The sequence below is a fragment of the Pantoea sp. GM_Pan_4 genome, from assembly GCF_026541005.1.
GTDB classification, from domain to species: Bacteria; Pseudomonadota; Gammaproteobacteria; order Enterobacterales; family Enterobacteriaceae; genus Pantoea; species Pantoea dispersa.
Genome location: NZ_JALNUZ010000002.1, coordinates 124348 through 151004, shown reverse-complemented (window position 1 = coordinate 151004; position 26657 = coordinate 124348). Strand labels below are relative to the sequence as shown.

The window sequence follows — 26657 nt, the reverse complement described above, 5'->3', positions numbered from 1 at the left end:
TGCCTCAGATGGTGTTCAGAAATGGTGACTTCACCAGCTTAGCCCTAAGGGTTTACTTACTGGGCCCGATTATAAGGCACTGACCACATTAATGATTATTTGCCGGCTTTAAAAAAACGTGTTAGATGCCTTCCTCAATCAGCATCATGATCATGAACCCGACAAAAAAATGCAGTGTTCAGGGGGCTCGATCTCTCATGCCACTTAACAACATAAAAAAAGCCCGCACCAGCTGCGGGCCCCCGGGGAGCATCCCGAAAATGGTACAACGCGCGGTATCTTCAGAGGTATTTCTTGAATGACCCAGTAACCACGGCAAGTACGCCACCAACCAGCAGTGCTGAAGGCAGTAACAACAGATTTGGCCATACCGCCGTAGGCCATGCGAGGTAGAGCATGCAGGGACCGTACAAAGCGGGTTTAATAAAGCGCTTGGCGTGGTGATAGACAAAGCTTGATTCATAGCCGGCGCCGTATCGCCGTAAATCACGCCTGACCAGACCGTCCACCACGCCCATGATGATAACCAGCGCAAACAGCGGCAGGCTGAGAAAAAGGATCATGACCCGGATGAAGAAAATCAGCGAGACCCAGACCGTGGCCTGAAGGTACACACCCAGCCAGCTCACCAGTGAAGCACCCAGTCCATTCAGTGCCGGAATAAGCCCGCTGCCTTTTTCGCTCAGGGCTTTAAATGACTGCAGCCAGCCGCTGAATCCGCTGTCCACGAACAGCCACTGCCACGCTACATGCACCCAGCGGCTGACCGTCTCAACCGGAGCGGCCATCAGCAGGCTGCGTGAATATCCCTCCGACAGCCAGTGACTTTCAGCCACCATCACCCGGTAGCTGTGGGCGGCGCCTTCCTCCGGCCACAAAAGCGCGATACAGACATACTCAATCAGCAGGCTGACGAGCAGTGATCCGAGCAGCACGCCGATAAGGCCCACCGGAAAATCCCACAGAAGCAGCTCAATCGGTCCGGACTGCCGCTGGCGTGCAGGTGCGCTGCGTTGTCTGCTGTCGCCGTCATGCTGGGACATCGGGGCCTCCTGCAAATGGCATATCGCCACCCGTCCACCATGTCTCACCGGTGTGGTAGTTTTTTTCCATGTTGTCAGCCAGTTGCTTCAGACTGGCTGGCATATGTGGATCGTCATTATCTGCCGGCAGCGGCATGCGAATTTTCCACAACCGCCCCCCTTCAAGTAACGCAAAGGCCTGCCCCTTTGGCAGGTTGATGATATCTGCAGGGCTAATCATCGGGACTTTAACCAGACTCACCTGGTCATTAACGTTGCTGTTAAAGTCTGTTCCTTCCCCGGGACGGGAAACATCCGTGACGCCGGAAGTCAGTGTTTTCTGGTAAACGTCCACTTCAGGGAGCTGATCGGTGAGCAGCATGGCGGTGTTCTTCTCGCGCACGCGGAGCATGACCAGCGTGTTGAAGTTCCCCACCACCTGATTTGCTTTAGCCGTGCTGCCGATGCGCGCCTCGATATCAGACAGGGTCTGGGTATAAGCGGTCACCTGAAAGCCGGCGCCGCCCCCTTTGTTAATGAGCGGAATGAATTCATCCCCCATCAGCTCGTTGAACTCATCGCAGTGCAGGTTGATGGCCACCTTTGCGGATTTTCCTTCCTCCTCATCGCCAAGACCGAATTTATAGATGTGACCGCCCTCAGAGACTAAATCAGCAAACATGCTGTTGCCGACGGCCGCGGCCACCACCGGGTCAGAGAGCGCATCGAGGCCGACATACACCACGCCGCGTGACTTGATGATATTGTGCCAGTCCAGAATCGGGCGCGGATCGTCCAGGTCAGTGTAATCGGGCGCGAGAAGCGTAGCCGTTTTACCGGTGGTAAGTTTCTCCAGCAGCGGCAACAGGGAGGCCACAATTTTATCGAAGTAGGTGCGATCGTACTGGACTGCGCTGCGCAGACCATCAAGCACCGGGTCCCAGAGTTTTTTCCCCTCCGGACTGCCCAATACCTGCTCCGAGACCCAGATTTTGGCGCCGTTAGGCCTGCCCTGAAGATGACGCGGCAGGTCCTTATCGCTGATCCCGCTCTGCATCATAGCTTCTGCGGTATTAAGCAACTGCGGCGCCTTTTCACTCAGCAGGTTATCCACGTAGGTTTCATACAGCTCACCGATATTGGTGACATAGCGGAGAATGAGGCCGTAATCCGGACGCTGACCGAGAGCGACCAGCGCGCGCGTAATGATATTGACGAAGCGCCAGGCAAACTCCCGGAATGCGGCGGAATTACCTTCACCGGAGAGCTGTCCGGCCACGCGTGACGCCACCTCCGAAATACGGCTGAAGCGTCCGACGGCGTTGTACCGTGCGCTGATATCGGGCCAGCCAAGATGAAAGACCCAGAAATTATCCTGACGACCTGCGCGGTGCGACTCCGCGTACATCCGGCGCAGCAGGTCAGCGTCCCCTTTAGGGTCAAACACGATGACCACCTCATGGTCACCGGCGGCGTTTTTACGTCGTATATCCTGGGTGATGAGCAGCTCCGCCAGACGGGTCTTGCCCACGCGGGTGGTGCCGATAACGAGCATATGTCCGACGCGTTCGCCGAGATCGTAGGTCACAGTCGTCTCATCAGGCTCGACGCCGTGATAAATCGGGCTGCCGCCGACCGGAGGCAACGGTCGAAAAGGGTTGAGCGCCATATCTGCACGGGTCAGCCGGCACAGCCAGGGGAGGCTGTATTCCATCCTTTTTTCCATTTCGCGTGCCATGCGGTAGAGCACGGAGGGCTGCACGTAGATTTCGCATTCAGGACGACGCGCCTCCATCAGTCGCTGGGTATGACGTGCCGACCACTGAAACCCTTTGCCCAGAAAAAGATGGCGCCGGCTAACCGGGATCTGATCGCTGGTCAGCACGTAACGGGGGAGACGGCGGATATTCTGCCGGTAGCGCAAAATTTTCATGCCCTGACGGGTCCGCTTTAGGGCAATGACTCCGAAGCCGGCAGCCGTAACCCAGCTTACGGAAGGCGCGAGTGCCAGCGCCCAGGGGGCGGTCAGGCATATGCAGGTCGCACTGGCCGCAACCGTAGCGGAATAGAGCTCTACCGCCGGGCGCAGCAGTGACTCCATGACATAACGATCGCTCATGAAAACTCCCTGCTGGTCTGCCAGCCAGAAGAGCCGGTAAGCTTTGCTGCAGCATTCATTTTGCGGTCAACCTCTGCCGCGCTTTGCAGCAGGTTGTCATTCTTACTCGCCATAAAACCAGACATTGTTATCTCCCTCTTAATCATGAACAGTTGTGGAAGAAGCGTGTTTTTCTGGGGGGTGTTGTCGCGGGGCCTGACAGTGTGACTGGGTGTACAGGTAGTCCATCCAGCGCCGATCGCCAGCCAGCAGCCACAGTAGCCGCTGGCCACTGATGAGGGTGATGCCGCTGTAATGTCGTAAGGCATCCCGGCTCACCTCACCTGTCCGGCCGGTATGAATAAACAGACCAGAGCAGCGTTCGCGCTCTGTCAGCAACCCGAATGCAGAAACGTGTGCCGCACTGATGGTTGCACTGTACCGCTTGGCCTGAATCAGAAAGCGGCGACCATTGATCCAGACGGTCCCATCGGCCCCCCCATCACCGCTGTAACGGGCATTGCGCTGTATACGCAGCCCCTGCCGTGACAGCGCTGTCAGTAACATCTCTTCAAACACATACGGATTCATCTTGCGAAGCCAGCTTATCCGCGCCGGCTCGTCGCGCAGCCGGGACAGGCGAAGCAGCGCCCGGGCAGCCTGTTTCTGATAGCGACGATGACGGCGCTGGGTGACAGAACGGCGCGCTGATAACAGAAGGCACAGTGCAGTCGCAAAAGCGATTAACAGGACAACCAGCCCGCGATGCTGGCTGAACAGCTCCGGGAAAAGGGTTGCCGGAATCACTGTGAAATTCCTGTTGCGGTGATCAGCGCCGGATAATGTGTCAGCGCCAGCCGGCGGGCCAGATCTCCGCCGCTGACAGGCACCATTTCAACCGCCGGGGCTATCTGACGCAGCGATTTCAGGCCGCTTTCATCCTGCACGTTGATAATCATGCCGGTTGCCTGCATACGCATGAGCTCAGCGGCATTCTGCTGCAGCCAGCTGCGGGATGAGGGATCGTCACCCAGCACAAATACCGGTGGCATCCCCGGCAGGTTTACTGGTCTGGCAGTCACGGTGCCAGGGGACATTTCTGGTGTGCTGACGGGCAGCATATCGGAAATAGAAAGTGACACAGGGGGCGGAGGAAGTGCTGTTGCGGCCGGATTGCCCGCAGGAGCCGCGTTAATTGCGTCGAAGAAAGGTGCGGTACTTTCACCGCCAAGATCCCCGACAACGGTGAGCGCTGCAAACGCACTGAAGGTTGCCATCAGCATGACAGGGAGGAGCGTCACAGGCAGGATATTACGGATTTGAATTTTCATTGAGGTTCAATCCAGGTAAGTGTTGAACGGGCAAGGGTGACAGGCTGCTCACTTCGGGAGGGCATATCGGCTGGCGCAATCTGGCTGAGCTTTCGGCGCACTATCGCCATATAGGTTGCGGCGTGCCGCCCGCCCGCAGGATGATGGTAGCAACCTGCAGCCTGCAGCCAGCTTCCGGGACGGGCGTCATAACAGGCCCGCAGAATACGGGCAGCAGCGCGAAGATTGGTATAAGGGTCAAATGCATCACGATAGGTGGCAAAGAAATGGCCATTCCATCCCAGATTCACCTGCGCCAGCCCGACATCGATATTTTTCAGTGGCCAGCGCTGCATGAATCCGAGCAACGCCGTGAAGGCTTCCTCCCGGGTATCATAGTGATATCCCCTGCCTGCCACGTTGATGGTCCAGGGCCACGGCTTTGCTCCCCATGCGGTACTGCGCGTACTTTCAGCCATAGCGAGCGAGTACAGCGATTCAGCAGGTACCCGCTCGGCTGCAGCAATTTCACGGTAAGCATCCGGAATGACCTGGAGTGCCGGCGCACTGTGAGCTGCCGATGCCAGCAGCAGACCAGATGCAACCATCAGAACGCGGCGAGCTGCCATCCGTTTTCCCCCTGCTGCAGAATCACAGGCATCTGCCCCTGTCCGTAACGCAGCCAAAGGCCGCCGTCGTGGTTAAGTGTTATCTGGCGACTGCGAACCTTTTCCACCGGAATGTTATGCCGGATAGCCCAGGCGCGGATGGCCTCATCGCTGTTTCCGCCGACCAGATAAATATCAACCGGGCGATCGTCTGCAAGAACAGCCGCAAGACGCGCATCGCAGCGGGAGCAGTTCTCTTTAACAAACAGTGCAAGCCGTCCCTGCGTATCGTGTGCTATCCCTGCAGCATTGCTGCCCATATTTACGGCCAGCGTCTCGGGATACAGGCGGAGCCAGGCGGCATTGATCTCACGCTGGAAGGCCAGTTCTTTTTCAGTTCGCTGATATTCATGCCTGACCCAGAGCTCGGCCAGACGACGACGCTCAGCGCTGTTGCTGGTTTCCACGCCCAGAGCAGTAAGAGGATCGAGACCGGGAGACATAATGCCGCGCTCGCCCCGCATGAGCGTCTGATAACGGCTCCAGTCGCTGTCAGAAAGTCCCCACTGCTGCGCCTGCTGCTGAGAACTCAGCGTGCCCGATGAGGACTCCTGCAGCGGGGATTCGCTGCTCTGCGCTGACGGCGTCTGAACCGTTGCCGCATCTGAGAGAAATGACATCAGAATCAGCACGGCAGGTAAGCTTTTTTTAATCACAGATCTATCTCCGTTCATTCAACATGCAGCCGTTGCTCGCTGCCGTTAACCGTAAAGAGCGCGGTGCTACTTCCCTCTGTTGACCGGAGTGTCCAGCCCAGCAGGGAATCACCTGGTGAAAGCAGGCGCATGGCGGATATCTGTGAAGCACCGCGCGGAATGACAACGGCGAAGGTCTGCCCGCCACGGCGTTCAATGCCGGTCAGCACAAACGGTGCAGCCAGCGTCACCGTGCGCCTGGCTGACCGGTTAATCTTTTTTGCAGGAGTCGCCGCGCGGGTTTTAGCTGCTTCGATGGCGGTCCGGCTCTTCTCAGGCTCAGCCGCTTTCTGCGCCAGCTGGCGGTTGAGCTCACTCAGTGCGGAGGATGACTGCTGAACATCGTGCTCAAGAGAACTTAAGCGCGTCTGCAGCTGAGCAACCACCTGGCCGTTACTACTGCCGGCGTCCTGCAGCTGACTGACTGCGTTTTTCAGGCTGGCCTGTTCATCACCGGCCGACTGCAGTTTCACGGGGAGTGAGGCTAAGGCGGCTGTCTGATGCTCAAGTGTTTTCAGGCGCGCTTCCATCGATGAGACATTGGAGGCAAGCTGACCAATCTGGCCGCTGCGAAACGCCGCATCGAGTGTGTTAACGCGTATAGTCAGGTCTGATACCTGACGCCCCATGACAACCAGCGCGATCAGGGAACCCGTCAGACTGACAGTAAGCAAAACGATGCTGCCACCTTTGATGATTTTTCGGTGGTTAAACGGAAGCCGGATTCGGGGCTTATCCGCAGCGACGGGCTGCGCCTCTGACTCTCCGGCCTGATGTTCAGGAGCGTCAGGGAGCAGTTCCTCGGGCGAGGCATGACTGAGTGACATACAGGGATTCCTTATGGCTGCACAGCAGAACGGCCATAAGGTGCAAAAATGCGCGGGGAAAGACGATGGTTAAATCTTCAACCGGTTACGAAAATTTAAATCTGACGATACCGGCTGAAGATTAATTTGAAACAACACCGGACGATTAAGTCGGTCTAGTCATTAGAATGAATCAGTACTTGTGTGCTTTTTGGATTAAAAACTGTCGCATTATCTGGAATGTGTCTGTTCACAAATGTTCCAGCGCCAATAACAACATTGTTTCCTATGTTTACATCACCAATAATCAATGCATGTGCGCCAAGATCGACATTATCCCCAATGATGGTTCTTCCTGATACGTCTCCATTGGTCTTCCTGCCAATGGTGACTCCGTGGCGTATATTAAGCCTGCTCCCGATTTTACATTCAGGTCGGATAACAATTCCGAAGCCATGATTTATTTTCATGCCGGGACCGATCTCTGCATCCAGAGCTATGTCGATTGAATATTTTCTGCATAAATTTCGGTTGATCTTCCTGGCACGCTTTCTCAACAGTTTATTGTCAGTCTGGTGGAAATATGAAGCCAGCCTCCACCAAAAATAAAAACGTTTATCCGGGCTGGTTAACAACCTGTGCATCACTCTAAGCCAGCTGAATTTTTTCTTACCTGCTCTGTTAATGACTTCAATTCGCAAGCATTCTTTGAGAAAGGCAAGTTGAGGCTTACCGGATTTTGAATCAATAAGTGTGTCTACTTTTGAGAGGGAAGGTCTCATTTCCATATTCGACTAAATGACCATATCAAACATTGTGGGCATGCCATTAATTTACTGCATTTGCGCATCGCCCACCACCACTTATCATCAACGAAATTACATACAAAAAATTTCACTTAAGTACCTATATAATGTGAGCCAATATTCCTTTAATAGTTCAGCATCACTTTTATACAGCTACAGTATCCTTGTGGTGACTGACCAGGTGAGATAACGGGGCAATTATCATCAGTTCTTGGCGTGTAACCAACATAATCGTCTGAACGTCCCTTATCAAATGATGTCCTGCGGCAATAATATCCCGGCACGCCAGAGGCATTTTTCTTCCACGTCCAATCCTGGCACGAAAGTGTAGCTCCGCTCGAATCATGACTGATCGCGCCAATAATGCTGCAACCTGCACCTATCGAGTTGACCTGGTCCTGGTACAGAAGTCCGCCTGCAGACATGTCCCCCTCCGCCCGCACGCTTCCGCCACGAACCTGACCGCCGGTATAAATGTTTTTATTATTAACCGAGCGGACCCAGTCATTATCCGACATGTAAAAACCTCCACCGTATGTCTCGTTAAGCCAGCCCTTAGAACCCCGCGTAATCATCCAGCCATTATTAGACCTGATATCGCTATTCGCGGTAATCGCGTTACCAGCAGTGACGTTGGCGCCTGCTGAGACGCCGGACCCTGCGGTGACGTTCTGGCCCGTCACAGTTCCGTTAGCAGTGATGTTGCCGCGTGCAGTAACGTTACTGCTGAATGCACCGTTAACCGCGTTAACCGTAGCCGCGTTATTCAGGTTGTTTCCCCCCATATCAATGCTGGTATGCATCGTGTTCAGGTCTGGCTTACCGGTAACGGAAAAACGATACAGACGATCGCTCTCACCCTGCGCGGCACCCAGTTCATCCGTGGTCAGCAGAACGGCGATATGGCCCTGCGTGGTGCTGACGCCAAATTGTGCGAGCGGCATGCTCCAGCTGCTCATCGCGCCGGTCGCGATCCCTGACGTCCAGATATAGCCCCCCATGCCAGAGGTGATATCCATTGATATCTGTCGCAGTGCCAGAAAGGGCAGCGCGGAACCGTTCTGTGTAAAAATCAGCCCCTGCAGCTGGTCCGTGTTAGTTGCATTCCGGACAAGCGCAGCGCGATATACCTGGCCATCGATAGTATTCTCACTAAAACCCTGCTCCAGAAAACCGGTGTTTTTCAACATCGCCGGCGTCACGATAACGGGGGACGTTGTCGTGGCGCTGGAGAGCAGCGTATCGTAATAACGTCCCGTATAGCTTTTGACGGCCTGCGTAAAACGGGAAACCTGCGCAGCAGTATTCATCCAGGTCCGCTTATCCATCCAGTCACTGATAAGCGAATACCCCCAGACGCTGACGAGTAACAGAATAATCAGTGCGGCACCGGTGCTTATGATCGCCCAGCCCCTGTCGTTTTTTTCAGTCGATTTCACAGGCATCACCATGTAATGAGTGGATGATAAAGTTTGATAAGCGCGACCAGCATCGCGCCGGCGCACAGCCAGGGCCCCATAGGTCCTCCCTGCTGGACGCGGCGCACCAGAAGCTGCCAGAGCACAAATAAAAAGACGCCTGTGAGCAGTGCATAAAGACCCTCACAACCACCGAGCCAGGCCGCAACAGCGCCGGCCAGCCAGACGTCGCCAAGCCCCAGGCATTCTCGCGCAGAGACTTTTCCAGTGACGTAGCGCCAGAGCCCGAATAACCCCAGCGCCGTCGCGGCAGAGAATGCATGCCCCCAGAGGCCGGGGGCAGCCAGAGCACCAGCCAGGCCGGCTATCAGGCAGCTCACCGTCATATAACGGGGCAGAAATCCGGTGAGCGCATCGATGAGCGTCATCCTGAAGAGAAAAAGGCTGAACAACAGCGCCATCAGCCGATCCAGAGCCGGGGCCGGTGACAGTACGATGCAGGTTGCCGCTGCAGCAAAAAGCCAGGTAATGCCGGCGGGGGCGGGATTTAAAATAATGGCCAGCCATTCTTTTCCATCATCGGTGGTCAGATAGCTGAGGCGAACCAGGTTCGCCATAAAACAGAACAGGCACAAGCCAAGCGGAAAAATGATGATAAGCATTGGCCACGGCATGCTCAGCGTCAGCAGCGTCACAGTTTAATTCCCCGTTCTTTCAGTAAAAGCTGGCGGTAAATGGCATATATGCGGTTGGCATAGGACTCGCGCGTTTCATGGCGGTCTTTTCTGAACCCGGCGTTATACGAGCCGAGACAGTTCCAGCTGTAGCCACAGACCTGAAAATGTCTGGCAAGTATCCAGGTGCCGATTTGCACATTGAGGCAGGGGCGCGTCAGCAAATCCTGTGGACCGCTGATGACCCCCTGCGCGATCAGCCCCGGAATATGTGAGGAATTGATCTGCATCAGCCCATAGTCCGTGCTTAGCGCCCGCCCGGTTTTTTTATCCCGATTAATATTCGTTATTGCCGGCCGGAGGCTGCTCTCGCCCGTAGCGATGGCTTTAAGCAGGAGCGGATCGAGATGGTACTTCGCACCCGCTGCGTCAAAGCAAAACGCCCCCGCACGGGGGCAAAGCAATATCAGGAACAGAACCGTGGACAGGCGCAGCATGTCATCAGCCGTTGTGCGTAAAGACGAGCGTGTTATTCCCGGTCGTGCCACTGTCAGCCGTGCAGGACTTTCCTGCCGCTTCCGCGCTGACAATGCCGTCGCTGAAATCCGTGCTGTTAATGCTGATTGCGCTGAATGCACCGCCGGAACCGAGCTGGGTGGCAATAGAAATGCAGTCTGCCTGCGGTACTTTCTGTGTCGTAACGGAAAATCCGTTATTGAACCCGTTGGTCGCCACCGGTGCTATCACGACCTGGCCACCATAGCTGTTCCACATCGTCGCCGTGCCGGAGCTTGACGTTCCCTGAATGGTCCAGCCAGCTTTCGGCGCGCCACCCTGCTGGATCAGGGTGCCGGTCATCGTGGTGCTGCTGGTAAAGTTATACCCTCCCTGAGTCTGCTTAAGCTGCTGAGCATTGGTCACGATAAACTGAAGATTGGATACCTCCACGCCTACGGACTTTTTACCCCACAGGCTCCAGATCCATGCACCCACGATACAGATAACAACGATGGTGAGCAGTGCAATGGCGCCATGCTCAAGAACGCCCCAGCCGCGATCGGGCTGGCGATGATGTTGCGGGAATGCATTTGATGACATGATGTTTCCTTAATGTGTGCTGAAGGTGTTCATATCCTGAATCTGCATCACCATCAGCAGTATGAGTAAGAAGAAACTCATAATCAGGACGAGAGAAAAGAGCTTGGTAACGTTCGCGCGGCGGGCAACGCGCGCCAGCGCCTGCTCCAGCCAGCGATCGGCATAGTTGGTGATCAGCGATGCTGCGCTATTGCCTTTATCGAGAAGAGAGAGGTAGTTCACCGCCTCACGGCTGGGGAAGTCATATCCGCTGTTGCGCATTGCGCGGCCCAGAGAATCACCCTCGCTCATGCAGTCCATCGCGCCCTCGATGCGCTCCTGCAGCCAGGGCGGAGCGAATCCGTTAAGGATCTGCAGCGACTTAAGCTCCTGCACACCGGCGCCCAGCAGCGCCCCGATATTCATCAGGAACACAGCCCCCTGCAGGTCTTTGTAAACCGACCAGGGCATGAGGTAATCAGCGAAACGACGCAGTCGCCCCCGCCATCGGGGCAGGGACCAGAACGCCAGCGCAACAAGTGCTGCGGCCGCGCCGGCAGCAGTCAGTCCCCAGCGGCCGCTCCACTGCGCAACGCCATTCATAAATCCGAGTGCGCCAGTCCAGCCTGCGGGATCGGACATTTTGCTCAGGGTGGGGACCAGCGCCAGGTTGTTGGCCAGCAGCAACCCCGTCCCCAGCAATACCAGCACGATCGGAAATACGGAGGCGAATACCACCTGGCCGAGAATGCGACGACGAGCCACAATGAGTTTATCCGCCTGCATCAGGGCGCCGGGAATATTGCCGGTTTCCATTCCGGCGCTGATAAGTGCGGCCTCTTCATAAGGTGCCCAGGCGGCCAGCACGTCCTGAAGCGCGCGACCGGGGCGGTTATCGTTCACCCCTTCAAGACAGTCCTGAACCAGCTCGTGGTAAGGATGCCAGCGGCTGCCAAAGTCGGTGTGCACCTCGCCAATCATGGTCAAGGCCTCTTTGAGCTGTTTGCGGTTTTCCAGCAGAAAGCGCAGGGTCTCGTAAAACGGCTGGCGGTACTGGCCGGTGAATGTTGCCCTGACCAGGCGGTAGCGCAGGTTTTCTGCTACCGACATATGCCTGTCAGGGGTGAAGCGATCAGCGGATGCCATCGGGTACCTCGCACTCCATCACCGAATCTTCATCCAGCGGACAGATAAGATCGCCTTCCAGCGGGTCAACCCGCCCCTCAGCCAGGTATCTCATCAGGTGCATGCGGCGGGTAATACCGCCCTGATTGACCCAGTACTGACGGGCAACGGACGGGCCGTGTGACAGCCAGAGCTGCATCAGGCGGGCATCGGTCCGTATCACTTCGGCAATGGCCGTGCGCCCGGTCACACCCCGGCTGATGATGCGTCCGGTCAGCGGCACCGTTTTCTGACAGTGGGGGCAGCCTTCGTGATTGCGGAAAAAGAGTTTGCTGGTATCGCAGAAGCCCTCAACAGTGCAGTACCGTTCAAGGCGTTCCCGCGTATCAGCGTCCAGCTCCGGGGCTTTTTTCTCCCACGGCACCCGGCAGTGTTCGCACAGCAGCGGCACCAGACGCTGGCCTATTAAGCCCGTGATGAGTGCGGCATCTGCGAGAAGGTGGCGGTCAATACCGAAGTGCTCCATACGACGCAGGGAGCCAATGGGGCTCTGCGTGTGCAGGGTGGAGAACAGCGCGTGCCCGGTTTCACTGGCGTAAATTCCGGCGATAAGGGAGTGCAGGTCACGCATCTCGCCGTTCAGAATGGCATCAGGATCGAGACGCAGCGCGGAGGCATTGGCGTTAGTCCAGGCGCGGCTGATGGCCTCCGGCGAGTTATCGGCAGGCATGACGGCCGTCTGTATGGCACCCGGAATCCGACCCTCAGGCGGATTTTCCAGCGTCAGCAGGCGCTTTTTACCGCCCGTCAGTTCAAGCCAGATGTCACTGAACACGCGCAGCGTGGCGCTTTTGCCCGAGCCGGTTGGCCCGGTGAGCAGCACCATGCCTTCCGGAAGGCGAAGGATCTGCATAATGAGCTTTATCTGCTCCGGCAGAAAACCCAGCTGCGGCAGCGTCGGTATGTTGTCACCGTCGTCCGGAATAAGACGCATAACCACTATCAGCCCGTCGGGCGTTGGACGATGCTCGTATCGCGCGCCATAAAGACCGGCGCGGCGGGCAAACTTTGCATCTATGCGTCCTGACTGCTCGCGACCGGCAAAAAATGACTGTTCGCGCACGTCGCACATGGAAAGATATGAGGTAGAGGCCAGCGTCATCCCCTCCACATCTTTCACTTCATCCACGACCTCCAGCTCGCCGTGAATACGCAGCTGGACGATGGAAATCTTGCGGTCACTGCTGATTTCCATATGAATATCAGAGGCATTGAACTCGTGACCGAGCCTCATATAGCTGATGACCTTATCCTGCGATACGCTGATGTCGCGCTTGTCCAGATCGCCCTCGCTGACGCTCCGGGACAGGCTCAGGCCGCGCTGCTCTGCCACTTCACGCCGGCGGTTCAGCTCACTCAGCGTTACAAACTCGGTTTTTGCCGTGGGATGCGTCCGGGTGACGTCCATCACCCAGCGTTGTATGGCCGCTTCTTTACGACGGTTGCCGTCGATTAACAGTGTTACGCCACCGGTGGCATGCAGCTCGGCGAACACAAAATCCATTATCTCTTTATCAGGAGTCATCGTGGCCTCAGAAGGAGAGTTCAGAATTGTCGTTGAGGCGCACAAGCGTTGACGTTACCTCAGTGACGCGTTTAGCCGTGCCCGGGATTTGGTCGCCTTTTACCACCTCCGTTACCCCGCCGTCAGGCAGGACAATGCGCGCGCGTAACTGATTACCACGCCCGTAAATTTCCTGCAGGCGAACGCTGCCGGCGCGCTTCTCCGTGCCGGCAGACGCGATCTGCTGAGAGGGGGCAGGCTGCGCCATAACCGGCATGGCCGGCTGGCTGGCGGTGGCCAGATAATTCCGGTCAGCACTCTGTCCGGACTGACTTTCCCGCAGCTGCTGCTCCAGCCGGGCCGTCTGCACTTTCTGCTCCAGAATCAGATTGCGGGCCTGCGCGGCTTCCAGCTCCCCGAGTGTGACATTCGGCGGCAGCACATCGCCGGCAGTGGCCGCAGGCGCGGGTCCGCAGAGCAGAGCGGACAGAAGCAGCCCAGGCAGGGCGGGATTAATTCTGCGCATAGATGCTCCCCTTCATGGTGTAGTCGAACTGCCCCTGCGGGCTCATGGTGATCGAAAGGCTGCTGAGGCGAAGCCCCGTGGCATCAAAATCCTGCAACAGTCGCTCGGGCTGCAGACGTGAGCTGACAGAAAAGTTAAATTCCCGCCAGTCCTGTATAGGGGTAATTTTTTCCTCACCCGGCGCGACCGGCGGCGGCTTCACCTCGGTAAATTTCACGTCGAGATTGCGGCGCTGCAGATGGGATATAAAGCGCATAAGCTGAGCATCAGCACCGGGCAGAGCTTCGTCAGTGAACCCGGTGGGGGTATGGTTAAAGGGAATGAAAACATCACCGTTTTTACCGCCTTCCTGCAGATTGAAGACGGCTGAGTGACCGAGCAGCTCACGGGCGCGGCGGGAGAAATCCTCGACCGTTGCACCCGGGGTGGCAACAAAGCGCAGGCGCAGGCCCTCCGGGACGCATTCCCCGTCGGTAAAGCGCCAGCCGGCAACGGATGCGAATACGGGCTCTCGCGTGAGCCAGCAGTTGCTTAGCAGCACTGAAACAGGAGGCAGTGAGGCCCACGGGTGCGGTGCGCGTGCGGTTTCAGCCGGCTTTTCTTTCGTCAATGCCATGCGGGCGCGAAACGCTGCCATTGCAGCGGCCTGTTCAGCCTTTTCCGATGCCGCATCGAACCAGTAAACGCCACAGGCCACCGCGAGGCTGACGGCGGCTGCCGGGATAATGACCGACAGGGCGGTCACGCGCTTATGAAGCCGGCAGCGTTTTACCTGCGCCCGGCTGAGTCTGTCGGTCAGTGTGCCGGCGTGCAGGTTGTCGTCTGCCGTTGCGGCACAGCGTAAACGCGGCGAATCAGCATCATTAAAACGCAGGAAGTTTGCCGCCGACTGTTCAATGATGGCGCGGGAGCCGGTCACATCGCCCATGACGGATAACTGCCCGCCGATAGCCGCGAAAAAGACCCACGAATCCTCGGTGTGACTCAGGCGGTAAATACCCCAGGCATTTCCGCCCTCGGCCAGCAGGAATGCCACGGCCAGCGCGTGCTGGCTGCGGCGCACGCGCCCCGGGGAAACCAGGCCGCGCATTGAAGCATTTCCTCTTCCGGCAGCGGCATAATGCGTATCAGGCGACGCTTTACTGCGAAACCGGGTACTTAACGCATTACGCTGCGGCTCCCAGTGCAGACCTGCCATCCAGTCCCGCCGCTGATGCGTCAAACGGATGCCGGCCCGGAGGCTCATTTTTTTTAGTACTGACATGGTTTACCTCAGCAGAACAGGGGTGATCATGATGACGAGCGTCGTGCGGCCGCGGGAGCCTGTCTGGCCGCCGCCCAGAATGAAGTTGTTTGGCGTAAGGGTGCCCTGTTTGTCTGCAGAAAGGTTCTGCTGTTCCGAACCGGTCAGCACCAGCGTCTGACCAGAGCGCAGATTGACCTTGCGGGCCAGCCCTTCGGTTGAGGTTGTCGGCAGATCGTTACGGGTATTGCCGTCAGCGCTGAGGAATTTCTCAATCTGCGGCGGGCTGGTATAGCTGAAGGCGAACTGCAGCTGCACGTCGCCGTTTTCCTGAATGAACGGCAGCATGGTCATGAACAGGCCGGTGGTAATGGTCGTCGTCGTCATCGATGAGGTGACGCCCACGTTCGCCGTTGCGGTTGTGCTGGAACTGGACAGGATGCCTTTCTGGCTTGAAAGCTGATACGCCACCGGCGTCAGGTTGGCTGTAGGGTCAGTCTGGTTCAGTGCCATGCTGACATTACCCTGCTCGGAAAGGGCTTTAATAAGCAGGCTTGATCCGGAGAATTTAGCCGCATTACCTGTGGCCGTATCGAGGATTGAGATACCGGCGCTGGCGGCTGATGTGGAGGCATTGGCCATTGACCCTGTCAGGCTGGCGCCAAAGTTATGGAGGGATTTATAAACCAGCCCCCAGTCAAGGCCCAGCTGCTCGTTGCGTGTCTGGCTGACGCTGACAATCTGAATATTGAGCTGTACCTGACGGCTCAGAACCTTGTTCTGATACTCGATATAGCGACCGATGCGGTTAAGCACGTCAGGTGTATCCGTCACGCTCAGCGTGCCGGTGGCGGCCGAAAGCCAGAATCGCCCGGATTTTGGGGTCACCATCTGCTCAACCGTTTTACGAATATCATCGTAAAGGTCGCTGTTCATGCCGTAATCAGTTTTCTGATTAGAGCTGATATCGCCTGTCGTACCGCCGGTCGTCCCGCCGCCGCTGCCCAGCTGATTGCCTGAGCCGGAATTGATCGAGGCGCTGCTGTTAACCTTTGTATTCAGGATAACCAGCTGAAAAGTGCGGGTATCCTGAAGATAGAAATACACGCCGCTGCTGTCACTTCGCCAGGACAGGCCGTATCCGCTGGCTTCAATATCAAGAAGATCGCGGACATCCCCCTGGAACTTAAGGCCACGCGCAATCATGGTGCTTTGCTGAACAGGCGCGGCCTGCCCTGCAGAAGCGCCGATCTGTGAAAGCGGCACACGACCGTTATCATCGGGTGCTGGCAACGCACCGCTCATCGGGGAGGTGACAACACCTCCGGTTGTGACATTGCTCAGCGCTGCATAAGCATCGGGGGTGATCGACACCCGGATGCCACAAAGCGCGGTGATGCGCTGACCCAGCTCCGGCAGTGAAATCCCTTCCGGCCGGTTAATCGTTATCTGACAGGAAGGCAGTTTCTTTTCATCCGGCGTGGACACGACCGGTGCAACCGGCTGCAGGTTCACCCAGGGTTTATCAGACCAGACAACGGTAGGCTGAGATAAAGCCTGGCGGCTCTGCAGCACCCGCTGTGCCGTTTCAGCCTGACCTGTGGCTTCCTTATCCATTTTGCTGATTTCACTCAGCGAACATGATGACAGCACAAACGCGGCGGCCAGCGCTGTCAGGCAGAAAGGTAAACGCGGCATCCGCAGCCCCCTGGTGATGTTAGTTAAGGTAAACAATGCTGCCCTCCGATACGCCGGACGGCAGAGAGAGATTCATATCGGTGCCATCCGCCATGCGCAGACGGCCACCGCTGACGGTCAGGGCCAGCGCTGAGGTCATGGACCTCGCACGCAGCGCGACAAAAACACCGTCAGTTTCAGGCACCCATATCCAGAGGCGCCCCCCCTGGATAACGGTCTTAATGCGATTGTCCGGGAGCGGCACCATACCTGTCTGAGCAAGTGATACCGGACCATCAGCCACCGCTTTTCCGTAGCGCCAGTTATTTACCGCGTCCGCGGTGCGCAGCATGTCGCCGGCAAGCCGATCCGGCAGGGTCTGCTGCATTGAAAGCCGGATGTGTTCAGCAGAATGGCGCTGCGCATCACCCGCCATCAGCGAAATGACCAGACAGAACACGAGTATGGGCAGCGCAAACCCCATCTCAGCGACCTCCTCCCGCTGGCGTATCGCTAACGGAAATCAGGCACTGAATACGATTGGCTTCAGCGAAAAGGGGTTTTTCGGCTTTGCGGTAGAGGTCAAAAACCTGAACCATGACCGACTCAAAGTTGCCGTGGAAAACCAGCGGCGCATCGATGCGGTAATCAAGCGTCACGGGCCAGATAACGACCCAGTTGCCGCCATTACTGCACTGTGCTTTCGAAGCCCAGCTGGTCAGCGTCTCTTTCAGGGTCGAACCCGGTTCCGCCCGCCAGGTCTGCCCGACGGGAAGCGCAGCAACTGGCGTACCCGGCGCATAAGAAGATGAGGCCTGGCTGCTGACGGGAGGAGCCGGCGGCAGCGTTGTAACGGGGCTGACCGGTGCCGACGGTGAGGTGCCGTTCACTGTAGTCTGCAGGGCGGTCGCCGGGCGCGCTGCGGCCACAGTGGGTTTCTGCGACAGCGCTGTTCTTCGATCAGGTGCATGAGTCGCAGCAGGGGATGACACCGGTTTGCTTTTTACCAGGGCCACCGAAGGGATTTTCTGTGGTGCCGACACGTTCGCCGCCGTCAGCACCGGAGACGGAACTGCGAGATTCTGCGGTTTGAGCGACGTTTCCGGGACGGTGGCCGGGGCATTGACGCTGATGGTGTCACCGGTAAAAGGATTGTGTGAGACGGTATTGCCTTTTCCTGTCACCACCGGGGGCTGAACAGGCTGCGTCACAACCGGACGATTCACATTTACAGCCTGTGGCGCGCGCGAGATCGGCACCGTCTGGGTGATAGCAAAACTACGAAACTGGTCACGCAGCTCAAAGCAGATTTCACGGTTCACTTCATCCACCTTCAGGCGCCAGGCTGGACCGGCCAGCACCTGCAGGGCTTCGCTCAGTTTCACAGGGCCGATATCGCGCTGTACGGCAGGAAGGGGGCGGCTAAGCAGTTCTGAAAATGCTGAAGAAGTGGCTGAGCACAGTGAATAGCCGGATTCCAGCAGGAGATAACGAAATCCTTCTCCCACTGAGTTAACCAGCTGAGCAGGCATAGTGATATCGATTATCTGATTAAGCGGATCGCGCTGCGCATCATCTGGGCGTGTGCTGACGAGCGTGTAACGGTCGTAGCGCACCACTTCAGGGGAACGATTTCGGTAAATGTCATCGAAGCGGGCAGGCTGCTGATAACGGCCATTGATTAATGGCGTTGCGTCAGAGGCCGGGTTGCTGCAGCTGGCCAGCATGACAGAGCAGGCAAGCAGTCCGGCTCCCGTTGCCGCGCGTCTTGAAGGTACTGCCATCAGGATTCACCCCAGGAATAGTCTTAGTCAGGAGTGCTATTCTCGCGGTGGAGGAAAAACGGACAATGCGAAACTATGTCTGCGGATTAAAGAATTAAGTTTTGCAAACCGATAGAAGAAAAGTGGCAGTCAGTCACTTTATCAAAACAGTCAAAATGAGGATGACATGAAAAAAAGCATTTACGGTGTTTACCTTTACTTAGCACTGGTCGCCGGAGCAACGGCTGCAGGCAACGATAACGTACAGTTAAGTAATCTGCATTTTCAGAGCACACAAAACGGATTACAAATAATTCAGGGGCTGGGCCAAAATACCAGTTCAAAGACCCTCGCAAATGTAATCATCAAAATCAACCTGCTTAAAGATGATGTGGTTATCGGTCAGGCGGGAGACTTTGTCAGTAACATTGAGCCTGGTCAGAAATTTGTTATTAACGCCAGCTTCAACAGCATTGAACTGCACCCTGACTCGTTCAAGGTTACAGAGGTAACGGCTTTACAGAAATAATCCCCTCCGGGGCAACCTCTTCGGTCCATAAAAGCAAGTTTTACGTACCGAAGGGGTTCTCGATTTTCCCGCTGTTTCAGGTTGCATTGGATAAAAAAAGCGCCCGAAGGCGCTTTCTTGTCTGGCATAGTGGTTACTCATTCAGGATAAAATTCCTGAGACAGAATTTGTTCCATATCCCAGATACAGTCCTCGGGAAAGACGTCAAGTTGCGTTTCCTGAGTTGCAGAAGATACAGCATCGGCCCATACAGCAGCTATCCAGTCACGATCAGAGAGCGCAGTTTTCAGGCTGGGTGTGCCTTTGATGTGTAATGCCAGTGCTTTTCTTTGTTCTTTGATGGTTCGCTGCCAGCTGGAACCTCGGCGGCCCGGCTGAAACTTCCATTTGAGAAGATGCGCCAGCAGAACGGCCATACGACTGGCAAGTTCCCGCTTTTCGCTTTTGCCCACGTCCTCGATCTCCTCGGCGATATTAGCAATATCAATCTCAGAGAACCGACCGGCACGCAGTAAAGCTGCCTGCTCCTGAGCCCAGGCAACAACATCAGCTTCGTATCGTGTGTTCATGGTAGATCTCCAGTGACATTCCTGATTAATGAACATCATTATAGAAGAAAAAAGCGCCAGACTGAACCGGCGCACTTTAGGTCTTAATTATATGAATCCATTACGAAATGGCGTAAATGGCTTTCCGGCATATGCCATAACCGTGTCCGAGGAACGGTATGTCATCGTCAAAATCCATTGGTGGCTCATTCGCCGGATTCTGTGGCGCTGACTGAGGCTGCTGGGGTTGCTGAGGCTGGCCCCATGCACTCTGCTGACCTGACTGCGCATTGTTTCCACTGGTGTTGGTGCCATTGTTACGGCCTCCGCCCAGCATCTGCATCGTTCCGTTTATTCCCACAACGACTTCGGTAGTCCAGCGATCGGTGCCGCTGTTATCCGTCCATTTACGGGTGCGTAGCTGACCTTCGATATACACCTGTGACCCCTTACGAAGGTATTCACCGGCAACTTCAGCCAGCTTGCCAAACAGCACGACGCGATGCCATTCGGTAATTTCCCGGTTTTCACCGGTCTGTTTATCACGCCAGGTTTCAGAAGTGGCCAGGCTTAAGCCGGTCACCGCTTTGCCATCTGGCATGTAACGAACTTCAGGGTCCTGACCGAGATGACCGACCAGAATAACTTTGTTGACGCCGCGTGCGGACATAATGTTTTCCTCTCAGAAATATGGGGTGAGAAACACGACCACCGGGATGTTCCGGTGGTGTGTCCGTAACGCTTAGAACGAATTCGGATCGTACTCTTTCTGAGCCGATGAGCCGGATTCTGGCGTCTGGGAAGCATTGGGTGCCTGATAGACTACGTCCTGACCTTTCTTGATGAACTCCACCTTGATCAGGCGGGCCTTCAGGGAAGGACGGCTTTCACCAGCATGATCACCCGACTGAAGGGTAAACACATCGGCTTTGAGTCCGCTTAGCACGAAGCCAATCAGCACTTTTTCTTCTTCATCAACGGCTTTTTGACAGCGATTAATGAGTTTGGTGGTATCCGCGCCAGCGACTGTGACATCGAAGCGGGTATAGGACGCATTATCAGTAGGGCCGGTCAGAGCATTAATAACGGCGCAGGTGAATTCGCCATTGGGTCCCTGAACACGACGTATCGAATTGAGATATCCGATACCGCTGACGTTGAGGTTGAAAAACTCTTTTTTCTGATTAGCAGATGCAGAGCTGTTTGAAGCAGGGGTATTGGTGGTTGCAGTCATGATGATTTCTCCGGAGTAAAAACTAAACAGGTTGCGGAGAAACATCTTTCCCTTACGGGAAGTGTTTCCCGCAGGGATGTCAGCAAAATTTGCCGACTGGCTGAATTGGTGAAATGGACCTTAACCTGTAGATCAGGTTCCTGTTTTCAAAGGTTAAACAGGTTTGAACCGCCCGAAAGCGCCATCTCTCAGGTTATGATGGCATTGGCATGTGATTACCCGAAGGCGTTCCTCTCAAATCACCGGAACATTGGCAGTTGTCGGAACGACAACGATTAGCCACTTAATCATTCATTCAGACGCCGCGGATGTCAACGTCGCAGCGTGCAAAAAATCATCAGCACATAAAAATAAAAAAAGCGGCACCCTGCGGCACCGCCCTCTGAGGTCTGCACCATCGACCTGATGTTAATCTGCTTAAAGCAGTTGCTCCGCTGGCGTGTTCAGTTCCCGGCACGGGTTTCACGGAGTTTTCGTGCCTTACCGGCTCCCGTTCAGGTGTGGACAGGGCCGGTCAGACTGTATTCCGTCAGCACATGCATTAGATGCTGACGAAACCCGCAGTCACGGGGTGCGGCTTCAGAGCCGGTGCCACAATAGCAAAGCCCCTGACGGCCCGCAATCGGAGACGACGGATTAATTCTTCTTTGATTCAGCAGACTTAGGTTTCCGGGAACGCTTGTTTTTACTGCCGCTGATGTTGATGACGCCTTTGCACCCAGGGTAGCGCTGGCAGCTCCAGAACTCCCCCCTGTCCCCTTTGCGTAGGCGGGTTTTCCCTCCGCACATCGGGCAGGCTGGCGTGGGCGGAACCCGGATACGGACCTGCTGCTGAGCCCCGTGGCTGACCAGGTTGCGCGTCCAGCCGGCCTGGCGCTGCAGAAAGTCGTCCAGCGACATACGGCCGGCGGCAACTTCATCCAGAGCCTGTTCCCAGAGCGCGGTCATGCCCGGCTCGGTCAGCTGGGGCGGCAGGGCATCGATCACATCGGTTCCCAGTTCGGTCGCCATTATTTTGCTGCCTTTACGCACAATGAAACGCCGGTTCAGCAGCTGCTCAACGATGCCTGCCCTGGTAGCTTCGGTGCCCAGCCCCGCATTGTCTTTAAGCACTTTACGCAGCGCAACGTCCGTAACAAAAGCGGCCGCATTCATCATAGCTCCAATCAGGGTGGCAAACGTATAGTGTGCCGGCGGACGGGTCATCAGCTGCGCCACCTCAGCACCGGTCACCGCACAGCGGTCATTGCGGCTGAGCGGCGGCAGGGCAGCAGCTGCGTCATCGTCCTCATCAATATTAATATCCTGATCTTTTTCAAACAGGACCTTCCAGCCCTTTATCACCTCCGTTCGTCCGGAGCTGCGGAACAGCTGCCCGCCAATGTCGAACTGCAGCCGGGTGATATCGGACTCATGCTGAGGCAGGAACTGCGCCAGGTAGTTACGGCGAATGAGCAGATAGACGTTACGCTCCGCCTCAGACAGCGCAGACAACTGAAACGCATTGCGCGTGGGGATAATGCCGTGGTGTGCCGTTATTTTTTTGTCGTTCCAGATGCGCGAGACAAATTCCCTGTCGAGGCCTGCCAGCACCGGTGCACATTCCGGGTCGGTACGGCCAATGGCATCGAGCACACCGGAAATCTCTTCCCGCATGGATTCTGGCAGGTAACCGCAGTCGGTGCGGGGGTAAGTGGTTGCCTTGTGCTTTTCATACAGGCTCTGCGCGGTATCAAGCACCTGCTGGGGTGACATATCCCACATCCTGCCACAGGCCTGCTGCAGGGTGCCCAGCGAAAAAGCCAGCGGAGCGGCGGATTTTTCGCGCTTAGTGTCACATTCTGTCACCACAGCGTGCCCCGTCTGACGGCAGAGCTGCGCCACCTGCTGCGCGATGTTCTGGTGAACACAGCGCTTTTCTTCGTCGGTATACACCTTCGCCGGCACCCACTGAGCCGGAAAGGTGATGCCGCCGGCCGAAATAATCGCTTTAACCTGCCAGTAAGGCCTGGGCACGAAAGAGGCGATTTCCCGGTCCCGGCGAACAACCAGCGCCAGCGTCGGCGTCTGCACACGACCTACAGAGACAACGCCATCGAAGCCTGCCTCGGCTGCACGCAGGGTATAAAGACGGGAGAGGTTCATGCCTATCAGCCAGTCGGCCCGGGCTCGCCCGAGACCGGCGTGATACATCCCGAGCGTGGCTTGGCCGGGGCGAAGGTCCTTAAGTGCTGCGCGGATGCTGATTTCATCCAGAGCGGAGAGCCAGAGCCGCTGCACCGGGCCTTCCCAGCGGCAGTAATCCAGCAGCTCGCGCGCGATGACTTCACCCTCACGATCAGCATCAGTGGCAATCACCACGTCGTCAACCTGACGCAGCAGCCGCTCAATGACTTTAAACTGATCCTGCGTCTCCTTCTTAACAACGACCTGCCAGGGGGCCGGCAGGATGGGAAGCGCAGAGAGCGACCAGGGCTTACCATACTGCTGACCATAGGCCTCCGGCGGGGCGGTTTCCAGTAGGTGGCCTACAGCCCAGGTGACGGTGACGCCACTGCCTGACAGAAACCCATCGCCGCGACGGGTGGCGCCGACTACCTCTGCCAGATCGCGCCCCTGAGAGGGCTTTTCACAGATATAAAGGCGCATAGCCACCCTCCTGTGAGTCAGACTGCCTGATAACGCATGCGCAGCAAATTTACGCTCGCTTCATTCACCGGCGGTGAAAAGGCTGAGCGCTTTTCGCCGAGCAGAACGGCACGATCGGGCTCACCTGCATCCTGGCAGGCCTTCTGCCAGACAGCATTGTTTTCTGCTGCATCCAGGCGTGTTGCATCCACCCTACGGTAAGATAAAACAGTCCCGTAAATCTGACGCAGCAGCCGTCCACCTTCACTGAGATAACTGTCCCGGTCATTTCGCGTGATCAGTCCATAATGCGATGCCTGAAGCACCTTTTTGGCAAATTGGTCAAATCCTACCAGCAGAAACACGCACCGGTAGCCCAGCGGAGTACGCGTATAAACATGAATATCCAGTGGCTCTGCCGAAGAAACTTCCGTCAATGTTACGCCCTGTGGGAGCGCACTCATATCTTCATCCAGCTTACTGATAAGCCCGGACATCGTTTCAGATGCAGATTTCAGCTTTTCTTCCAGACGGTACATAGCTTCATCAGCCCAGGGATTGTTACTCAGCGAATCCTGGTTAATTTGTGTTGCGCGCGCGAAGAACTGAGGCATTCCGATAATGCCGTGTTTCGCAGGCGCGTCTCCCTCCGGCTTCTCCCGTTTGCGCCCCAGCCACAAACCAATTGCATAATTGGTATGGAGGGCAATTGTCATTTCAGACTGAAGAGAACCTGTCTTTGTTACCTGTTTATCTGCCATCGTTATCGTCACCTGTATTCAGTTAAGAAGAGCTGGCATAGTCCTGAATCAGATGTATTCCCAACAATGTGAAACTCATAATTACGGATAAGAAATTAACGGCGGGTTAGATTTTGATTTGATTGCGCCCCGCAACACTGCTTACTTTTTAGCCGCTGTTGCGCCCCGCAACACTGCTTGTTTTTTAACCGCTGTTGCGCCCCGCAACACTGCTTGTTTTTTAGCCACTGTTGCATCCCGCAATACTGCTCGTTTATTACCGCAGGGTAGATTGTGTCAGCTGCAAGTGTCTTACCGGATGGAGGTAAGCTGAAGCTTCAACCGTCTAATTATTTGCTAACACTCTGGCGTATGCTTTCAATCATCGCCCTGACATCCTCCTTAGAAGGCCGGCTCGCAGGCTTTACAGGCAGACTGGCTGCTGGTACAGCACGCGGGACGGTTGTACTGGAATTGTTGCTGCCGGAACTGCCATGTACTGCGGTTTCATGCAAATTCAGCTCACCGCAACGGGCACGTCGCAGCATCGTGAACAACCAGCCAACCGGGTTATTAAGCCTGCCAAGTCGCAGTTGTTCGCGCAGCATGTCAGCCAGCGCCTTCGCTAGCGCTTCCGGCAGTGAGGCCATCTGGGTGGTGAGCATCTGTCGATCCTCACTGTTCAGCCCGTTAACAAAGTCTTCAGGCAAAAAATGCTCTCCACCCGGTACGTACGTTTTTTTATTCACACTCTGTGTGAAAGAACGTACGTTACAGTCCGGATTTCGGACTCCGGTGTAAGTCATTGATTTCAGGCTGAGTCCGGATTCCGGACTCGGCGTTTTCTCCATTAATGAATTACTGAGTCCGTTTTCCGGACTCAGTGGATCTGGTTGATTCTTTGCACTTTTCTGACTGAGTCCGGAATCCGGACTGCGGGTCACAGCCTGGCGATTGCAGACCATCTGCTGAGGCGTGGACGGCGCGCTCAGGCGACTTTCGATAAGGGCCAAGCGACTGTGGCGATGACGCATCCCGGGGTCCTGCAGGATATCATTCACCACGGCCAGCGCGGTCATCCGGACCGCTTTATTACGATTCTGGCAGCTCTCTTCAACAAGCGTCAGCCAGCCCGGGTCAAAGGTTTCGGCGTCACGGTAACCCAGCGGCTCATCATGCTGCGCGTAGATATTGCCCCTCACGCGGCCACGGTCATCACGCACCCGCTTACACAGACTGAGCCAGCCGGTCAGGCGCAGCATCAGCAGAACGCGGCTCACCGTATCGCGTGAGGATTTTTCGGAATGCGCGGAGGCCAGCTGAACCTGTAGCTCGTCATAGGTCGGAAAGATGGCTCCCTCATTCTGCTGCGCATAAAGCCTGATCATCACCCAGGCGGTTTTATCCAGCGGTGACAGACGCGTATCAAGAAACAGCCTGCGCGGGAACGCATCGTGCACGTTTCCCATAAATAGCAGCCCGCTGCGTTCCTGGCTTACATCGCCGTTATCAGCGCGCCGCTCAAGATTCTGCTGCATTCTGCCAAGCGTATGCGCCACGATACTGTCGGCGGGAATGGTCATTTTATGCTCTCCTCTTCTGCCTGAGACAGCACTGTGCCGGGATAAACCCGGCACAGTGTGGTCATTAGCGGCAATCCGTTACCGGCGTATTTCACGGTTGTATGTCTCATGATCCATCAGCCACCACTGCCGGCCACCGTCCTTGCTCAGGATGCGCCAGAACGGTCCAACATCTATCTTGAGATATCCGTTCATGGCCAGCCGGCGGAACACTTTCTGGCCGCAGCAAAGTGCATGGAATAACTTTTGCGCCCGGCGGCGTACCGCCGGGGAAACCTGCTGACGAGGAGAAAAATCTTCCAGTTCCATCACGCCTCCTTACGTATTTGTGCGGGCGCAGTGCGGGCAGTGGTACCCGCCTCCCGGCACCACTGACATACGCGGCTCCAGACTGCTGTCAGGGAAAGACCCAACTGCTCCGCCGCGAGCATCATCGCCTCAAGCGCCTGATGGGAATCAGGAGATGTCAGACCTGAGGCTTTCCATTCAATCCAGAGCGCTGCGTCCTGAGGCTCTGTCAGGGCCTGAGTTCGCCCCTGCCGGGACTCAATGCCCATCAGACGGCGGCGTGCACTCACTTCTGAGGGTGACAGGCCAAAGTACCGGTCGATAAGCTCCATTGAGCCGCCGAGTTCAAGTGCACGGTCAATCATCATGAACCGCTTCTGCTCGTTCCGGGCCTGATTCAGCATTAGCCAGAAATTTTCATGATTGAGGGAGACATCTAGCACGGAAACGTGTGACTGGCTGAGGTAGTGCAGTTCGTCAAGACTAAGGTGACTTAGCGCACGGATCTCTTCAACGGACATACCCAGTGACTCGCAGCGGCGGATATTGCCGTTTTTGATGTCCATCAGCAGTGCGGAAAGAATGGCCGTGGTAGCCTGAGAGAGATTAGAAAAGTTATGCTGGCTCACAGGCCA

At 56.1% G+C, this 26657-nt stretch carries 29 protein-coding genes; 1 reads left to right on the top strand and 28 read right to left on the bottom strand.

What is annotated here, in order from left to right; all coding sequences use genetic code 11:
• Positions 1-281: 281 nt before the first annotated feature.
• The 20 genes from OXR61_RS06655 to OXR61_RS06560 form a co-directional block, all read right to left on the bottom strand.
• Complete coding sequence (locus OXR61_RS06655; RefSeq protein ID WP_267411453.1) at positions 282-1043, bottom strand: TIGR03747 family integrating conjugative element membrane protein; 762 nt, start codon at positions 1041-1043, stop codon at positions 282-284.
• On the bottom strand, positions 1030-3141 hold the full coding sequence (gene traD / locus OXR61_RS06650) for a type IV conjugative transfer system coupling protein TraD (RefSeq protein ID WP_267411451.1): 2112 nt from the start codon (positions 3139-3141) through the stop codon (positions 1030-1032). The genes OXR61_RS06655 and traD overlap by 14 nt, the downstream gene beginning before the upstream one ends.
• The gene (locus OXR61_RS06645) at positions 3138-3266 is read right to left on the bottom strand and encodes a hypothetical protein (protein WP_255412135.1); all 129 of its coding nucleotides are present in this window, start codon (positions 3264-3266) and stop codon (positions 3138-3140) included. Before OXR61_RS06645 ends, traD begins: the two co-directional genes overlap by 4 nt.
• A gap of 13 nt (positions 3267-3279) precedes the next feature.
• Entirely contained in the window at positions 3280-3924 is a 645-nt protein-coding gene (locus OXR61_RS06640; protein ID WP_267411761.1) for a restriction endonuclease, read from the bottom strand.
• A complete protein-coding gene (locus OXR61_RS06635) occupies positions 3924-4451 on the bottom strand; it encodes an integrating conjugative element protein (protein WP_267411446.1) in 528 nt (175 codons plus the stop codon). Before OXR61_RS06635 ends, OXR61_RS06640 begins: the two co-directional genes overlap by 1 nt.
• Positions 4448-5059, bottom strand: coding sequence for a transglycosylase SLT domain-containing protein (locus tag OXR61_RS06630; RefSeq protein ID WP_088515945.1), 612 nt, complete (start codon positions 5057-5059; stop codon positions 4448-4450). The genes OXR61_RS06635 and OXR61_RS06630 overlap by 4 nt, the downstream gene beginning before the upstream one ends.
• Entirely contained in the window at positions 5038-5751 is a 714-nt protein-coding gene (locus OXR61_RS06625; RefSeq protein WP_267411760.1) for a TIGR03759 family integrating conjugative element protein, read from the bottom strand. Before OXR61_RS06625 ends, OXR61_RS06630 begins: the two co-directional genes overlap by 22 nt.
• Positions 5752-5768: 17 nt before the next feature.
• Positions 5769-6620: a plasmid transfer protein gene (locus OXR61_RS06620; protein ID WP_267411444.1), complete on the bottom strand. Its 852-nt coding sequence runs from the start codon at positions 6618-6620 to the stop codon at positions 5769-5771.
• Positions 6621-6775: 155 nt separating this feature from the next.
• Positions 6776-7381 carry a serine acetyltransferase gene (locus OXR61_RS06615; protein WP_267411443.1) on the bottom strand — a complete coding sequence of 202 codons (606 nt, stop codon included), beginning with the start codon at positions 7379-7381 and terminating at the stop codon, positions 6776-6778.
• Between the two features lie 149 nt (positions 7382-7530).
• Entirely contained in the window at positions 7531-8850 is a 1320-nt protein-coding gene (gene pilV, locus OXR61_RS06610) for a shufflon system plasmid conjugative transfer pilus tip adhesin PilV (RefSeq protein WP_267411759.1), read from the bottom strand.
• Entirely contained in the window at positions 8850-9518 is a 669-nt protein-coding gene (locus OXR61_RS06605) for a prepilin peptidase (RefSeq protein ID WP_267411442.1), read from the bottom strand. Before OXR61_RS06605 ends, pilV begins: the two co-directional genes overlap by 1 nt.
• Positions 9515-9994 (bottom strand): lytic transglycosylase domain-containing protein, encoded by a 480-nt coding sequence (locus OXR61_RS06600; protein WP_058770081.1) that lies wholly within the window; start codon positions 9992-9994, stop codon positions 9515-9517. Before OXR61_RS06600 ends, OXR61_RS06605 begins: the two co-directional genes overlap by 4 nt.
• A gap of 4 nt (positions 9995-9998) precedes the next feature.
• On the bottom strand, positions 9999-10595 hold the full coding sequence (locus OXR61_RS06595) for a type 4 pilus major pilin (RefSeq protein WP_267411436.1): 597 nt from the start codon (positions 10593-10595) through the stop codon (positions 9999-10001).
• A gap of 9 nt (positions 10596-10604) precedes the next feature.
• Positions 10605-11720, bottom strand: a complete 1116-nt coding sequence (locus tag OXR61_RS06590; protein ID WP_267411434.1) for a type II secretion system F family protein — start codon at positions 11718-11720, stop codon at positions 10605-10607.
• Positions 11707-13284, bottom strand: coding sequence for an ATPase, T2SS/T4P/T4SS family (locus OXR61_RS06585; RefSeq protein WP_267411432.1), 1578 nt, complete (start codon positions 13282-13284; stop codon positions 11707-11709). The genes OXR61_RS06590 and OXR61_RS06585 overlap by 14 nt, the downstream gene beginning before the upstream one ends.
• Before the next feature lie 7 nt (positions 13285-13291).
• Positions 13292-13789 (bottom strand): type IV pilus biogenesis protein PilP, encoded by a 498-nt coding sequence (gene pilP, locus OXR61_RS06580; RefSeq protein WP_267411430.1) that lies wholly within the window; start codon positions 13787-13789, stop codon positions 13292-13294.
• Complete coding sequence (gene pilO2, locus OXR61_RS06575; protein WP_267411428.1) at positions 13776-15053, bottom strand: type 4b pilus protein PilO2; 1278 nt, start codon at positions 15051-15053, stop codon at positions 13776-13778. Before pilO2 ends, pilP begins: the two co-directional genes overlap by 14 nt.
• Positions 15054-15056: 3 nt before the next feature.
• Positions 15057-16730: a PilN family type IVB pilus formation outer membrane protein gene (locus OXR61_RS06570; protein WP_267411426.1), complete on the bottom strand. Its 1674-nt coding sequence runs from the start codon at positions 16728-16730 to the stop codon at positions 15057-15059.
• Positions 16731-16749: 19 nt separating this feature from the next.
• Entirely contained in the window at positions 16750-17193 is a 444-nt protein-coding gene (gene pilM, locus OXR61_RS06565) for a type IV pilus biogenesis protein PilM (protein WP_267411424.1), read from the bottom strand.
• A gap of 1 nt (position 17194) precedes the next feature.
• Entirely contained in the window at positions 17195-18325 is a 1131-nt protein-coding gene (locus tag OXR61_RS06560) for a TcpQ domain-containing protein (protein WP_267411423.1), read from the bottom strand.
• A gap of 334 nt (positions 18326-18659) precedes the next feature.
• Between OXR61_RS06560 and OXR61_RS06555 the strand changes: the two genes are divergently transcribed.
• On the top strand, positions 18660-19001 hold the full coding sequence (locus tag OXR61_RS06555; protein WP_267411422.1) for an FxLYD domain-containing protein: 342 nt from the start codon (positions 18660-18662) through the stop codon (positions 18999-19001).
• Between the two features lie 137 nt (positions 19002-19138).
• On the opposite strand, the gene OXR61_RS06550 is transcribed toward OXR61_RS06555, so the two are convergent.
• The 8 genes from OXR61_RS06550 to OXR61_RS06515 form a co-directional block, all read right to left on the bottom strand.
• Positions 19139-19570 (bottom strand): DUF29 domain-containing protein, encoded by a 432-nt coding sequence (locus tag OXR61_RS06550; protein ID WP_267411421.1) that lies wholly within the window; start codon positions 19568-19570, stop codon positions 19139-19141.
• 100 nt (positions 19571-19670) lie between these two features.
• Positions 19671-20219: a single-stranded DNA-binding protein gene (locus tag OXR61_RS06545; RefSeq protein ID WP_104187908.1), complete on the bottom strand. Its 549-nt coding sequence runs from the start codon at positions 20217-20219 to the stop codon at positions 19671-19673.
• Positions 20220-20291: 72 nt separating this feature from the next.
• Positions 20292-20783 (bottom strand): STY4534 family ICE replication protein, encoded by a 492-nt coding sequence (locus OXR61_RS06540; RefSeq protein ID WP_058770118.1) that lies wholly within the window; start codon positions 20781-20783, stop codon positions 20292-20294.
• A 636-nt stretch (positions 20784-21419) separates the two neighbouring features.
• A complete protein-coding gene (locus OXR61_RS06535; protein ID WP_267411419.1) occupies positions 21420-23432 on the bottom strand; it encodes a DNA topoisomerase III in 2013 nt (670 codons plus the stop codon).
• A 17-nt stretch (positions 23433-23449) separates the two neighbouring features.
• Positions 23450-24172 carry a PFL_4669 family integrating conjugative element protein gene (locus OXR61_RS06530; RefSeq protein ID WP_166712271.1) on the bottom strand — a complete coding sequence of 241 codons (723 nt, stop codon included), beginning with the start codon at positions 24170-24172 and terminating at the stop codon, positions 23450-23452.
• Between the two features lie 329 nt (positions 24173-24501).
• Positions 24502-25734 (bottom strand): STY4528 family pathogenicity island replication protein, encoded by a 1233-nt coding sequence (locus OXR61_RS06525; protein ID WP_267411417.1) that lies wholly within the window; start codon positions 25732-25734, stop codon positions 24502-24504.
• 78 nt (positions 25735-25812) lie between these two features.
• Entirely contained in the window at positions 25813-26043 is a 231-nt protein-coding gene (locus OXR61_RS06520) for a hypothetical protein (protein ID WP_058770063.1), read from the bottom strand.
• Positions 26043-26651, bottom strand: coding sequence for a DUF2857 domain-containing protein (locus tag OXR61_RS06515; RefSeq protein ID WP_104187900.1), 609 nt, complete (start codon positions 26649-26651; stop codon positions 26043-26045). The genes OXR61_RS06520 and OXR61_RS06515 overlap by 1 nt, the downstream gene beginning before the upstream one ends.
• Positions 26652-26657 lie beyond the last annotated feature (6 nt).